This window comes from Eubacterium sp. AF19-12LB (assembly GCF_003479125.1).
In the GTDB taxonomy this organism is placed as follows: domain Bacteria; phylum Bacillota; class Clostridia; order Lachnospirales; family Lachnospiraceae; genus Eubacterium_U; species Eubacterium_U album.
Genome location: NZ_QUGP01000003.1, coordinates 26,980 through 41,279 on the forward strand (window position 1 = coordinate 26,980; position 14,300 = coordinate 41,279).

General features: G+C 31.7%; 17 protein-coding genes. All 17 read left to right on the forward strand.

All coding sequences use genetic code 11. The annotated features are described in order from the left end of the window. Nucleotides 1–170 precede the first annotated feature (170 nt). The 17 genes from DWX29_RS03330 (at nucleotide 171) to DWX29_RS03405 (ending at nucleotide 14,112) form a co-directional block, all read left to right on the forward strand. A complete protein-coding gene (locus DWX29_RS03330) occupies nucleotides 171–800 on the forward strand; it encodes a non-canonical purine NTP pyrophosphatase (RefSeq protein WP_118565174.1) in 630 nt (209 codons plus the stop codon). Between the two features lie 95 nt (nucleotides 801–895). Further along, a complete protein-coding gene (locus DWX29_RS03335) occupies nucleotides 896–1,564 on the forward strand; it encodes a Fic family protein (RefSeq protein WP_118565272.1) in 669 nt (222 codons plus the stop codon). A 129-nt stretch (nucleotides 1,565–1,693) separates the two neighbouring features. Continuing rightward, the gene (locus DWX29_RS03340) at nucleotides 1,694–2,161 is read left to right on the forward strand and encodes a hypothetical protein (protein WP_117910562.1); all 468 of its coding nucleotides are present in this window, start codon (nucleotides 1,694–1,696) and stop codon (nucleotides 2,159–2,161) included. 578 nt (nucleotides 2,162–2,739) lie between these two features. Then, nucleotides 2,740–2,943, forward strand: coding sequence for a hypothetical protein (locus DWX29_RS03345; RefSeq protein ID WP_158574486.1), 204 nt, complete (start codon nucleotides 2,740–2,742; stop codon nucleotides 2,941–2,943). Nucleotides 2,944–3,257: 314 nt separating this feature from the next. Beyond that, the gene (locus tag DWX29_RS03350) at nucleotides 3,258–3,479 is read left to right on the forward strand and encodes a hypothetical protein (protein WP_117910564.1); all 222 of its coding nucleotides are present in this window, start codon (nucleotides 3,258–3,260) and stop codon (nucleotides 3,477–3,479) included. 53 nt (nucleotides 3,480–3,532) lie between these two features. Further along, nucleotides 3,533–3,739: a hypothetical protein gene (locus DWX29_RS03355; protein WP_118565175.1), complete on the forward strand. Its 207-nt coding sequence runs from the start codon at nucleotides 3,533–3,535 to the stop codon at nucleotides 3,737–3,739. 221 nt (nucleotides 3,740–3,960) lie between these two features. Beyond that, nucleotides 3,961–5,139 carry a CD3324 family protein gene (locus DWX29_RS12620; protein ID WP_158574487.1) on the forward strand — a complete coding sequence of 393 codons (1,179 nt, stop codon included), beginning with the start codon at nucleotides 3,961–3,963 and terminating at the stop codon, nucleotides 5,137–5,139. A 213-nt stretch (nucleotides 5,140–5,352) separates the two neighbouring features. After that, nucleotides 5,353–5,985 (forward strand): DUF6088 family protein, encoded by a 633-nt coding sequence (locus DWX29_RS03365; protein ID WP_117910566.1) that lies wholly within the window; start codon nucleotides 5,353–5,355, stop codon nucleotides 5,983–5,985. Beyond that, on the forward strand, nucleotides 5,927–6,901 hold the full coding sequence (locus tag DWX29_RS03370) for a nucleotidyl transferase AbiEii/AbiGii toxin family protein (RefSeq protein WP_243053222.1): 975 nt from the start codon (nucleotides 5,927–5,929) through the stop codon (nucleotides 6,899–6,901). Before DWX29_RS03365 ends, DWX29_RS03370 begins: the two co-directional genes overlap by 59 nt. A 3-nt stretch (nucleotides 6,902–6,904) precedes the next feature. Next, complete coding sequence (locus DWX29_RS03375; RefSeq protein ID WP_118565177.1) at nucleotides 6,905–7,537, forward strand: SdpI family protein; 633 nt, start codon at nucleotides 6,905–6,907, stop codon at nucleotides 7,535–7,537. A gap of 44 nt (nucleotides 7,538–7,581) precedes the next feature. Further along, nucleotides 7,582–8,724 (forward strand): HNH endonuclease domain-containing protein, encoded by a 1,143-nt coding sequence (locus DWX29_RS03380; RefSeq protein WP_158562707.1) that lies wholly within the window; start codon nucleotides 7,582–7,584, stop codon nucleotides 8,722–8,724. Nucleotides 8,725–9,737: 1,013 nt separating this feature from the next. Further along, complete coding sequence (locus DWX29_RS03385; RefSeq protein WP_117910570.1) at nucleotides 9,738–10,505, forward strand: class I SAM-dependent methyltransferase; 768 nt, start codon at nucleotides 9,738–9,740, stop codon at nucleotides 10,503–10,505. Between the two features lie 169 nt (nucleotides 10,506–10,674). Continuing rightward, complete coding sequence (locus DWX29_RS03390; protein WP_243053223.1) at nucleotides 10,675–11,160, forward strand: NUDIX domain-containing protein; 486 nt, start codon at nucleotides 10,675–10,677, stop codon at nucleotides 11,158–11,160. Nucleotides 11,161–11,238: 78 nt separating this feature from the next. Continuing rightward, entirely contained in the window at nucleotides 11,239–11,622 is a 384-nt protein-coding gene (locus DWX29_RS03395; RefSeq protein WP_117910596.1) for a GNAT family N-acetyltransferase, read from the forward strand. Between the two features lie 50 nt (nucleotides 11,623–11,672). Further along, nucleotides 11,673–12,107 carry an NUDIX domain-containing protein gene (locus tag DWX29_RS03400; protein WP_117910571.1) on the forward strand — a complete coding sequence of 145 codons (435 nt, stop codon included), beginning with the start codon at nucleotides 11,673–11,675 and terminating at the stop codon, nucleotides 12,105–12,107. Nucleotides 12,108–12,386: 279 nt separating this feature from the next. Continuing rightward, a complete protein-coding gene (locus DWX29_RS12900) occupies nucleotides 12,387–12,449 on the forward strand; it encodes a hypothetical protein (protein WP_243003079.1) in 63 nt (20 codons plus the stop codon). Nucleotides 12,450–12,858: 409 nt separating this feature from the next. Further along, nucleotides 12,859–14,112 (forward strand): ATP-binding protein, encoded by a 1,254-nt coding sequence (locus DWX29_RS03405; RefSeq protein ID WP_117910572.1) that lies wholly within the window; start codon nucleotides 12,859–12,861, stop codon nucleotides 14,110–14,112. Nucleotides 14,113–14,300 lie beyond the last annotated feature (188 nt).

The following is a 14,300-nucleotide window of genomic DNA, read 5'->3' on the forward strand; positions in this document are numbered from 1 at the left end:
AAATGGTGTGCAGGAGTTTTTTAACATAAAATTAAGCTGTGCTACATTCTGCTTTAGGGAAGGATGAAAAAGGTTATTTAATGGATACATGTCTAACAGCGCAAGATAGATATAAGGCATATTTAGACTATTTTGAAATAAAGTATGAAAAGAATTGAAAGGAGAGAACGATGAAAGTATTACTGGGAACAACTAATCCGTCAAAGGTAAAGAGGTTTTCTAAACTGTTAGAAAATTGTGATATAGAATTTATAACATTAAAAGATTTAGAGATAGAAGATGAACCGGATGAGACAGGAAAAACGCCGGAAGAAAATGCAATATGCAAAGCAGGATATTATGGCAAATATTTTGACTTGGTGATTTGTAATGATTCGGGATTGTATTTTGAGGAACTAAGTTTAGAAGATGAGAGACAACCGGGATTAAATGTTAGGACTCCAATGGGAATGAACAGATTATCAGATGAAGAAATGATTGAGTATTATTCAAATCTTATAGGAGAGCTTGGAGGAAAGGTATCTGCCTATTACCTGGACGGTATAGCTGTTTATAACAATGGTAGGATTTCATCATTTATGGATAGAGAGTCAGCAAAAAATGTAGGGGCTTTTTATATGATAGATAAAGCATCAACTAAAAGATTTGAGGGCTGGCCACTTGATTCTTTGTCAATTAGTAAAGAGACAGGAAGATATTTTGTTGATGGCAGTGATTCTGAAAGTAAGGAAAATATAATATATGGCGAGTATGAAAAGAGAATAGTAGGATTTTTAAAGGAAGCATTGGGGATAAAATAAGTATGATATCCAGCAATTCGGATAGCAATTGCTGACAGTACTATATAAATCTGTGTTATAATGTGTATGGAAAAGAGGAAAAGGTGCGTATTACAATGTCAAAATTTAAAGATAAATTTCATCTATCTCCTGAACAGAGTCTAATTTTTGCAAAGAAAAGAATGGATGAAAACATATATTGTGGAATGAAAATGGAAAACAGAGCAGTAACTTTTCCGCAAACACAGACAATTTTAAATGGTGTGAATGTTCCAAATGTACAACTTGACGATATTCAGGCAATTTTGAACATGCGTGATGCATGGAAATTTCTTTTAAATACGGTAAATGAAGAAGTTACATTTGATTATTGGTGTAAGTTGAATGGATATATTGCGAGAAATGAAGCTTTGGAATGGGGAAAACTACGGACAGGAACAGTTGGTATTTCAGGAACGGATTATGAGCCTCCGGTTCCAGAGAAAGAGAAAACAATAGAAGAATTGAAAAATATTTTGAATGATGCAAATGCTTCTGCTACAGATAAAGCATTAGAAGCATTTACATGGGGAGCAAGAGGACAGTTCTTCTGGGATGGAAATAAACGTACCAGTTTATTGCTTGCAAATAAGATTTTGGTTTCTTCAGGTGCAGGGATTATGACTATTACTGATAAATATATGGAACAGTTTAATTCACTATTATTTGAGTATTACAATACCGGAGAAAACAGAGAGTTAAAACAATTTTTATATGGTAATGCAATTTTAGGATTAACTATTTAAACAAAATATAAACTATCGACTTTCGATACGAGAGGAGGAAAAGAAAAGTGCTTGATTTAGATGGCGTGTATCCGTTTTTATCAAAAAGTGATTTAAAATTATTATTACAGCAGGTACTTATCAGAAATAATGAATAAAAATAAAAATTTAGTATTTGATGAATTAACAGAAGAAGACAAAAAAGAATACAGAGAACTAGGAAAAGAGTCATTAAAAATTAGATTAATTATATTTTTAATTTCCATATTAGTATTTCTTTTATATACATATGGGTTGTATAAAGAAAAATCATATATTCTAATTGTAATATTTTCAATATTATACATTTCCTGCATCTGGGGTGGATATGTCTTGTATTTTTTATTCCCTCCAATAGGGATAAAATATGGACGAATATCAAAGAAAACTTATAAAAAGACAGGAAAGTATTCTGCTGCTGTATATAATGTATATTTTCCAAAGGAAAGAAAAAGTATGAAAGATATATGGATTATACCGACAAAGAAATATCCAGCGCCGATGGTTAAAGATGAGGTTAAGGTTGTAAAAACTAAATTTGGAAAATTTTATACATATGTGGTGGGAAGGGGTAAATGAAAATAAGTGTGAAATTAGTAGATGTAAAAAGTTTAAATAAAGTGCAGGATAAAATATTGAAAATGATAGAAATATAGTTTTGCAATTATATGAGCAAGGTATTGCTTATGAGGCAGACATTGATAGAAAAGATGGAAGTATCGATACAGATACTATTAAACAAGAAGATAGTTATACTAAACTAACAAAAGTAAGAAAAGATAACTTTAGGTAGTAATAACAAACCAGCAAGAAAGACAACTATTGCAGGTGGGACAATTGATTTAAACGGCCATATATTAGATTTAAATGGTTATGACGTTACTGTAAATGGTGACCTTAAGATTATCGATAGTAGTAAAGAAAAAACAGGTGCTTTAAATAGCACAGGTGAAACACCTTATTTTGATTTTAATAATAAATTAGTATTAGACGGCATTAAGAGTAACAATGTAGATTTTTATGAAAATAAGACTAACCAGAGTGAAATTGAAGTTTACAATTCAGAAGTATATTACATACATAGAATAGGAAAACGTTTAAAATCAGCTATTATTAAAGACACAAAAACAGACAAACTTTACATTGATGGTAGAGGATTGGCAGATTCTTCTATAACAATGGAAAATGTGGAAATAGAAGATACATCAACAGTTGTGCGTTTATATGCACAAAAAGTTAATATGAAGAATGTTGTTTCAGGAACAATGCAGTTAAGTGCTTCTAACGGAATTGTTGATAACGCAAAAATAACAAGTACATCAGCAGCATCTTTTGCAGCACTTACAATCAATCTATTATAGAAACAGCATTACTTCAAATGTAACAATTAAGGGCGGCGAGTTTGTAGGTGGTTCATATGCCATTGACGTTCAGGAAGGACCTTAATAGGAAGGTTCTATTGTAGTAGCTTATTACTTTAAATAAAAAGATAAAACTCCGCTAGGAACATTGCATATAAGGCAAATCTCAGTGGAGTTTTTGTTTGGAATTTTAGGAAGATGAATAGTATAATGGTATGTAAGGGATCAGTTTGTGAAAAAAATTGAAAATTCAGATGGTATAATATAGCTAGTTGTAGCCTGCAAATAAAAATGAAGGGGAATCAACAAAACAAATGACAATTGAAGAAAAATTAGAAAAATATAGAGATGAATTTTTAGAATGTAAAACTCCAGAAGCATTTTTGGCATGGGGAAGAAAATGGAGAGAATTGATTACTGATGAAGAAATGGCTGACAAGGAAATGGTAGATTCTATTTTGGGAAAGGAATTCGAAGAACATATGTTATACATAATACATCTCATAGGAACAAGCCCGGATATGATAATTAATTAGTTGAGAATTTATAGGAAAAAATAGTAAAGTTAAAATATTTTAGAAAAAGAATAATGAAAGATATGAACGAAAAAAATATAAAATTAGAAGAAGAGTTTAAAAAATTAAAGTTTGAAATGTGGAAAGAAGCAAAAAAGATTCTTGAAACTGAATATCCAAGAAGAGATGGACAATTAGATGGAGAATGCACGGTTCAAATGGCAAAACTTCAAAAGAAATATAAAATAAAAATAAAAGAGTTAAGAGAAAAATATAAATAATATAACAACATAATTTTCTTAAATATTTATAAACGAGAAAAATGATGTGCAGATGTAAATCATAAAATAAGAATGTAGGAATGATGACGTATAAAAATGTCGGAAAAACTACATTCTTATTTTATAATTTGCACTATCGTACATTCTTAAAATTTACTATGAAAAGAGATGAGCAAAAAAACAAACAATAATATGTTATCATAGCATTGTGAGGTGCGAATATGAAATATAAAAATGCGAAAGATATTTTCCCGGATGAGATACTAAGAGAAATTATGAAATATGTAGATGGACAATATATTTACATACCGAAGAAGAAAGAAAATAACGATAAAGTTATAACAGAATACAGACAGGAAATAGACATAAGAAACTCAAAAATATATGAGCATTACCTTATAGGTATGAAGTATTCTGAAATTGCAAAAATGTATTGCTTATCAGAAAAAAGTGTTAGAAGAATAGTATTAAATGAAAAAAAGAAAATGGAGCAGAAACAAGTGAACGTACAACAGGTAATGACGAAATATGGTATTGAATGTGATATAAAACAAATTTACAGCACAGCTTGGAACATTGGTGATGAATTTGTTTTAAAAAAATATGTGAATTTTGAGGAATTAAAGAGAAATGTAGAAGTTTTGAGCATTTTGTATAGTGAGCAAATTCCAGTGCCTAAAATAATAGCCACTCCAAATAATGAAAAATATTTAAAAGATAAAGAAAATTATTGGCTTCTTACAACTAAACTAAAAGGATGCAATATAGTTAATGTTAATAAATGCAATGAACAATGGTTTTTCAAAATGGGCGAGATTATTGCAAGATTGCATCTGGCATTTGATGAATGTGAAGGAAAAATCAAATGTTGGAATAATAGTTTGTTAGGAGAAATGGAAAGCTGGATTAGAAAAAACATATATGAGTATGACAAAAAAATTATCGATAAAAACGAGTTTGAAGATATTATAAAAGAACTTAGATTGGTAGATAAAGATTTATCCTATGGGCTTATACATAGAGATGTACATTTAGGAAATTTTTTGTTTTATAACAATGAATTTTCAGGATACGTAGATTTTGATTTGAGTCAAAAGAACATCAGAATATTTGATTTATGTTATTTTATGCTTGGTTTATTATTAGAAGATGAAGAAAACAAAGTCGATGAAAAGCAGTGGTTTCAATATTTAAAAAACTTGGTAAAAGGATATGCATCTGTAATTCCAATTTCAACCATTGAGAGGGAAAGTATACCGTTAGTTATGGAATGCATAGAGTTACTGTTTGTAGCGTATTTCATAGGAGAAAAAGATGAGCGAGCCATGAGAGATTCGTTAAAACTGTATGAATTTTGTAAAGACAATTGCAATAAAATAAAAAGAAGTGTGCAGTTTTAAAATGTAGGACTTAGATGAATGTGTTAATAAAACAGGATTAATCGGAAGGTTAGTTCTGTTTTTTATTATTAACAGACTATTAAAAAGTATAAAAAACAGGAAATATTAATGAAAAAGAATATTAAATATGATTGACATAGGAAAAAATAAATTATATTATTATACTTAACAAAATAGAAAGAGATAATCTAAAATATTAAGGAAACGAAAATTATGCTATATGATTATATAATAAGTAATTATAAAGAAGGAGAACCTATATTTTTTTCAGATATTTTTATAGAAGGAGTCTCCCGTTCTGCTGTAAATCAGCAAATGAAGTCATTATGTAATAAAGGACTGATAAAAAAGTACGATAAAGGAATTTATTATATTCCAAAGAAGACGATGCTTAAAGCAACAGTTGGACCTAGTGCAGATATGGTGGCTCGATATCGCTTTGTTACAAAGGGTGAAGAAATATTTGGGTATTATAGTGGAAATTCTTTTGCAAATCAGTTAGGTATATCAATGCAGGTACCTAGAAAAATAGAAATTGTCAGTAATAATTCGAATTCATCTCCAAGGGAGATTGAAATTGGTGGTAGAAAGTTTTTGATAAGGAAGTCATCTATAGTTATAAATAGGGAGAATGTATATGTTTTGCAATTACTTGAATTGTTAAAAAATATAGAAGTTTATATGGACGGATCATATGATGAAGCAAGAGTAAAGATTGAGGAATATATTGATATTCATGATATACGAAAAGAAAGTGTGAACAGATATATAAGAGAGTTTCCTATTAATGTTTTTAAAAATTATTACGAATTGGGGTTGGACAATGTATTTGCACAAAGAAAATAAAGAACTATTTAGAGACATTATATCAATTGTTTCAGAGCGTAAGAATGTTACAACAGATATAGTAGAAAAAGATTATTATGTAACAATGATTTTATATTTATTATCTCAAAAAGAGATAGAGATAATATTCAAAGGAGGAACTTCTTTATCTAAAGCATATGGTGTTATTGATCGATTTTCTGAGGATATAGATATTACGTTTAAAGAACATTTGGGGGAGAGTAGAAGAAAAAAATTGAAGTATAACATACTGAAACCTATAGCTGAAGATTTAGAAATAGAAATAAAAAATTGGAAAGATATTGAAAGTGATAAAAACTATAATCATTATGATTTTTATTATAATTCTGTTAGTGATAATAGTAACTTTTCCGGACTGTCTCCTTTCGTTAAGTTAGAAACAGCGTTGATGTCTTATTCTTTTCCAACGGAAAGAAGACAAATAAGTAATTACATATATGATACGCTAAAAAATGAAGAACCTGAGTTAATAAAGAAATATAATTTAATACCGTTTGAAATGAGTGTTCAATGTATAAATAGAACACTTGCGGATAAAATATTTGCCGTATGCGATTATTATTTGCATGGAAAAGCACAAAGAAACTCCAGACATTTATATGACATATTTAAGTTATTAAATTATGTTGAAATTGATGAAGAATTTATAGATGTAACAATGTCTATGAGTATTTCACCTTCTGAGTTTGAAAAAATTCAAACAATGGTATTTAATAAATCGCTTGAGTCAAAATTGAAGAATATGTTTAAACATAGAGCGGATGGACGTAGATTATATGCAAGAGAAAACATTGTTGAAGCAGCAATTTTAGTAGTAATAAAAGAACGCCCAAAAATTTATGATGAAGATGTTATTAATGGGGTTGTTCAATTAAGTTATAAAAAGGAGGTATGAAAAATGACTACACAAGAAAAATATTTAGTTTCATTTACAACTTCACATGTTATCAGTAGTTTGATATTTGCAAAAGAAATGAAATTTAATTTGCCATTTCTGATGTATGTTTTTATATTTGTGCCAGTGGCGATAATGATTGCATCGCATATATTATACAAACGAATAAAGTCAAAATTATTTTACATATTATCGTTTGTAATATTAGCAGGATGTATGGGTGCGTTTTGGATAAATGGAAATGTTACAAAAAACATATTTTTATACAAGCCGTCTTATGGTTGCATTGTGTATTTGATTATAATGATTGTAGCAGCAGTAGTTATGCCATTTACCAGTGAAAATGGATTTTTTGGAATTAGAATTCAGCAAACAATGGATTATCCTGAAGTTTGGAGGAGGACACATATATTTACTTCTGTATTGTTAAGTTTTGTAATTTTGCCAACAATTATTTCAATAAATCATGTTGAACAGACTTTAAGTTTTGTTATCTGTAATATCTTTTTGATTGGGCCGTTGATAATAGGGATTATTTACGCTGTAATTATTACAATACCAATTGAAAAAATAGAGAAAGAACAACTTGCAAAAGAACTTGAAAGGCAAATCAAGAAAGAGCAGGGATATCGTTAGAGAATTTTCACAATAATGTTAACAGAGAAAGTTAGAGAATGTCTATGGATGAATTATATTTCTATGATTGTAATTTAAATATAAAAAGTTTCGCAGGAATGTTGGAAAATCCAACACAATGCTATAAATTCTTTTGGCTTGATTCCATAATGCAGTTGGTTGCAAGAGGAGAAAATGAGTTTACATTTTTGGAAGTTTTTGCGGGCATGATAGCGGATGCATGGTATGCGGTAAAGGAATATCACTTGAGACTAGGTCCAAAATCAGTAGATGGTACAAGTTCTAATCTTTTGGAAAGAGCAGTAAATAAAATTAGCGAAAATGTGGATGTGAAAAATGATGAATCAAGGGATATTATCATTGAAAAAATAAAGTGCAACAGTAAATGTGTTAATTCTGAGATGCAGGACTTGGCGAAGAATGTACCGTATAGATTGCTTTCTTCGTTTGTGAAAGAGTTAGGTGGGAATAATCCATTATGGAGCAAGACTGGAAAACTTATTAGTTATTTTGAAATGATTAATAAGAAAAGATGTTTACTGTACACGATAGAGAATGGTAGAGGATTAACTAAAAAGGTTATTATAAATAAGTTGTGGAACAATTTTCTCATCGATAATATGGTTACAATCCGTGGCTGGATTAAGATGAAAAAAATTAAATATTTGCAGGATAGAAATCCGGGAGTTCCGGGACTTATTTATAAACTTGAATCGGAAAAAGACAAGGAAAGAAAACTTGAAAATGTTAGAAAGCTTTGGGACTGCGTAATAGATATTAATGGTGTTGGGTTTAAAGATATATATTCAAAGCGACATATAGAGAACAAATATGCGATAGATCATTTTATACCATGGTCATATGTTGCCAATGATGAATTGTGGAATTTGATTCCAATGGACGAAAATCTGAATTCTTCCAAGAACAATAAATTGCCGGACTGGGACGCTTATTATAAGAAGTTTTGTGATAATCAGTATATTTTAAATGAAACAATTCAGACAAACGAAAAGGCAAGAGAAAAATTTGAAAAATGTAAACAACACAATCTTAATTCAATTTGGCCTTTGGAAGAATTATACATACAGAAAATTGAAAAAGAAAGATTTTTCAATGTGCTTTATGGCAGACTTCATCCCATATATGAGTCTGCAATGACACAGGGATATGATATATGGAAAAATTGAAAGGAAAAACATATGAAAAAACGCTATTCGATGGTCTGCACGTTGTTTGGAGAGGATGCAGGAAATTGCAGTGCTAGATTATTCAAAGGTAGCATAAAAAGATAAAGCAGAAAGAGGAGTGGCTGTAGTAAGCCTATGATATGTAACGGCTCAGGCAGCTATTGCAGAAAGTGGGAAATAATCGTTTATGGTGTCAAAAGCCCCTAAACATCGGCAATTTCACAGTTTCTAAGGACTACTTGAAAGAGTACAAAAAGTTCGATAAAAACATGAAAAAAGCGGGTAAATGGGAAGACATCAACGTAACGATTACGGTTTGATAAAAATAATCAGGGAATCATACTTTTAAAGTATGGTTCCCTTTTTGTTATAGCGACGAGGCAAGTGGTCATCAGGCTTGCATGAATGAACATTTGCCGACTGCTAATCAGATACGAGATATGCATAGCGTATCTCGTATCTGTTAAAGGAAAAAATAAGAAAAATTATTAAATCCAGGTTATCAAAAGTAGATTAAGAAAATGGAAGTAGGTCTTTTGCAAGATACGCATTTGTATATACAAATACATTCTTGTTAGGAAGAATCCTAAAACCTCTATATCTTAATATCTCGCCTACCAGCTTAGTATATTCTATTGCTTTTTTAAAATCATACAGTGGAGGACAGCATTCCTACCTTGTTTATGTTAAAATTTTCTATGGGGCTATATCTTATTCTTTGTAGATGTGCATGCAGGGCGGTTTAATATAAAAAAATCAGTTGAAATATTATAATTGCTACAATAATGAAATATCAATTAAGCTATAGATATGGTAGAATATAGAAAATGATTTTGAATGGGATATAATAACGTGAATATGGCGTGATAAAATGTCAATGACTCAAGTGTTAAATGAAACATTATGTAACTCGTAATGTGCAAGAGTAAATATCGAGTTTGTAGAAAAGATAAGATTTGGTTTAGTTAATATACGCAATATAATGTAAGGGAAAATTATGAGGAGGATGTATTATGCTGAAAAATATAATTGATGAAGGACAGAAGTTTGATTTTGGAAAAACTTCTAAATTCTATGCAAAACATAGAGACATTTATCCAGAGGAGCTATTTGATAGATTACATAAAATTGGTATTGGAACAGAGGGAAGCCAGTGGCTTGATTTAGGAACAGGTACAGGTGTAGTTCCACGTGGTATGGCAAAGTATGGAGCTGATATTATTGCAACAGATATCTCAGAAAACCAAATTGCGGAAGCAAAAGAGTTATCTAAAGGAATGGATAATATCAGATACATTGTATCATCTGCAGAGGATATTAATTATCCGGATAATAGTTTTGATGTTATTACTGCTTTTCAGTGTTTTTGGTATTTTGATCCAAAAGTAATTGTTCCAAAGATTCGGTCAATGTTAAAACCTGATGGCATATTTTTGAAGGTGTATATGGGTTATATGAAAGAAGAAACGATCACACAAGATTCTAATAGTTTGGTAAAAAAGATTAATGGCTCATGGAATGGTGCATCAGCTTCAGTAAAGGATTTAACAACGCATTATTTTGATGAACCACAAATGGAAACTATGATTGTAGAGTTACCGTTTACCAGAGAAACATGGCATGGACGTATGATGGCTAGTCGTGGTGTTATGGCATCGATGAATGAGGAACAGATTGCGTTGTTTGATAGGGAACATCGAAAAATGCTTGAAGAAAAATATCCTGAAGAATTTACAATAAAACATAAGATTTTCTTGACCTGGTATAACATCAAAAAATAGCATTTTATAGGAATGTTAAAAAGGAATTAAAGATATACAAATTCATTAAAAAAATGTAAATAAACAAAAGAAAATTATATATAGAAATATATTCTGATACCAAGTTATGTTGAGAATATAGTTGGCTACGGTACCCCATAGACTAAAAGATTATATGAAAGAGGAGATTATGGAACTTTGGGATGCATATGACACAAATTTAAATAAAATTAAATATAAAACATTAGTAAGAGGTGAAGCTATACCAGATGGAATGTACCATTTAGTGTGTGAGGTTATTGTTAAACATACAGATGGTACATATTTGTTAATGCAAAGAGACAAAAATAAGCACTATGGTGAATATTGGGAAGCTACAGCAGGAGGTTCAGCACTGCAAGGAGAACTTCCGATTGATTGCGCAATAAGAGAATTGCGAGAAGAAACAGGAATATGTGAAACAAATTTAGTGGAGCTAGGAAGAGTTGTTCAACATAATAATCATTCAATATATGTTGATTATATTGTGATTACGGATTGGGACAAGTATAACATTACTCTTCAACAGGGAGAAACACAGGATTATAAATGGGTAGATAAAGATACTTTGAAAAATATGAAATCTAATGAATTGGTGACAAGAAGAATGCAGCTTTTTATTGAGGAATTACGATAATAGACAATAACAAAATTAAAGGAATATTTTATAAAAATAGTTAAATACGAAGATTAATATAGTGATGATATGATTTTTATGATATTAGAAGCCAAAAATGCTTTAGGACGAGTTCCGGGATTAAATGAGGATTTATTGAATATTAAGAAGAACTACTTGGATGTAGGAGATATGTTTTGGTTGGCTATTGATGAACAAGACAGAGTTAGTGGAAGTATTGGATATAATTCTATAAGAGACACCGATGAGGTTTGGCTGCATCGTTTGTTTGTAAAATATAATTTGAAAAGACAAGGTATTGGAAGTGCTTTGTTAGAAATGGCAGAAAATTATATAGCAAATCAAGGAAAGAAAGTGGTAAGAATTCATTTGGGAGGAGAAGGCTTTGAGGAATCAAAAATATTTTATCCCAAACATGGCTATGTGGAGTATCGGGAACGCTATATGATGAAGAATTTGTAGATAATAGCAAATTACTACGGTAGGAGAATTGAAGTTAGAGGAGTTTATAAATGGTAGAAGTAAAATTTTATGATAGTATAGATGATAAATTTCTAAAATTTGCAGTTATCATCTCTAAAACAAATGGTAAATGGATATTTTGCAAACATAAAGAAAGAGATACTTATGAAGTACCAGGCGGGCATAGGGAAAGTGGCGAAGATATTTTAGCTACTGCTAAGCGGGAATTGATGGAGGAAACGGGTGCGACAGATTTTACCATCAAACCAATCTGTGCGTATTCGGTTAAAGGACAAACAAATGTGATGGAAAATATAAACGATGAAACATTTGGCATGCTTTTCTTTGCAGAGGTATTTTCTTTTCAAGAAATACATAGTGAAATAGAGAAAATTTTAATTACGGATAACTTAGTTGAAAATTGGACTTATCCTTTAATTCAACCTCAATTAATTGAAGAAGCAAAAAACAGAGGATATTTATAAATAAGAATTGACCGAGCTCTTTGAGCGAGGAATGCTTCTTGTCCGAAGAGCAAGAAGATGGAATATAGAAAGAATTTAACAAATCGGAAGTTGTGGAGAGATTTCCTGAACTTTCCTTATTTTTCAAGGCTTACAGCCTCTTAGATAGTGAAATGATATGTATTTTCCCTTATTTTTGCCCTTATGCGGAATCCCGTTTTGCTTTTCTTGTTGGGTGAGCGTAAATATTCATTGTGGTACTGACATCATAGTGTCCTAACAGTTCCTGTACTGGTGCATGTGATTTATATTGGAATTCGATGCTATGTGAAAGACTGGATGGAAGAACGGGGATATTATTAAGAAAAGACGGACGGCCATCAAAAACAAGGCTGTCCGTTTTATGGATGAAAAGGAATTACATTAAAATATTGTTTTTAACATTTCAGCAAAATCTTCAATGTAGTATCCTGAATTATCCTTTCGCCAGAAGGCACAGTATGTTTTTCTGACAGACTCACCATTTCTGACGAGAGGAACTCGCTCAATGGTTGAATCAAACCATCTTCTTTTTGTTGTTTACCTATAATAACGATTGGAGTAGTCGATTATAGACACTGCAATCAAAAAAATCCGAAAATATATTTATCAACATTACATAAAAGTGTGTAGATGCACATAAAATGGGAATACATATTGAAATTCACGTCGTTCTGTGATAGAATCTCATTACTAAAAAGTGTGCAGATGCACGGAAAGGGGGAGCGTAACGATGGAGATTAAAAGAGACGCTTACCTACAGCAGCTGACCCTGCGAAAAGATAATGGAATGATAAAGGTGATTACCGGCATTCGTAGATGTGGCAAATCCTTTTTGCTGTTTACCATCTTTAAGAGATACTTACTGGAGAACGGCGTTGATGTTGATCATATTATTGAGATTGCATTGGACGGTATTGAAAATGAGGAACTAAGAGATCCTAAGGTGTGTTTCAAGTACATCAAAGATGCCATGAAAGACGATGGCAAATACTATCTGCTTCTTGATGAAGTGCAGTTTATGTCACAATTTGAGGAAGTGCTGAACAGCCTGCTCCGCATGAGCAATATTGATGTGTATGTCACCGGAAGTAATTCCAAGTTCCTGTCCAGCGACATTGTGACCGAATTCCGTGGCAGAGGTGATGAGATTAGAATCTACCCTCTCTCCTTTGCAGAGTTTTATTCTGTCTATGACGGCGATTATGATGATGCATGGGATGACTACATGATCTACGGAGGATTGCCGCAGATCGTAAGTTTCCAGAGCGAACGACAGAAAGCGGACTATCTGAAGAACATCTTTGCAAATGTCTATCTGAAGGATGTTATTGAAAGAAATAAGATTCAGAACGTGGATGAGATTGGGAATCTGGTTGATGTGCTTGCATCTGCAATCGGCGCACCGACCAACCCTTCAAAGATTGCCAATACCTTTGCCAGTGAGCGCCAGATGACTTATGCTAATAAAACCATCTCCAAGCATATCGACTATTTGACAGATGCCTTTTTGATTTCCAAGGCAAGCCGATACGATATTAAGGGCAGAAAGTATATCGGTGCAAATCTGAAATACTACTTTACGGATCTGGGACTGAGAAATGCACGTCTGAATTTCAGACAGCAGGAGCCTACTCATATCATGGAGAACATTGTTTATAACGAGCTGTTGATCCGTGGCTACAATGTTGATGTGGGTGTCGTGGATATCTTCGATAAGGATAAAGAGGGCAAACGTGTTCGCAAGCAGTTGGAGGTTGACTTTGTGGTGAATCAAGGAAACCAGAGATACTATATCCAGGTTGCATATGACATGACTTCGGAAGAAAAACAGACGCAGGAGTTCAATTCTCTGCGTAATATCCCGGACTCTTTCAAGAAGATCGTCATTGTAAATGGCAGCAAAAAGCCTTGGAGAAATGATGAAGGTTTTGTCATCATGGGAATGAAGTATTTCTTGCTGAATGCGAATAGTCTGGAATTTTAAGTCGATTTGAGTTGTTGCTGTGGTGTTGTTCTATTTCAAAAAAGAGTGAAATGATATAAATAAGGCCAGCCGATGTGGTAGCATTTATGTGGGAGTACATTAAAGTACCGGAGGATTCAAGAGAAAAAGTTAAGAATCTGTTTAAAGATGCAAATGAAAATGGAGTAAAAATAAGTCATTAGGCACCA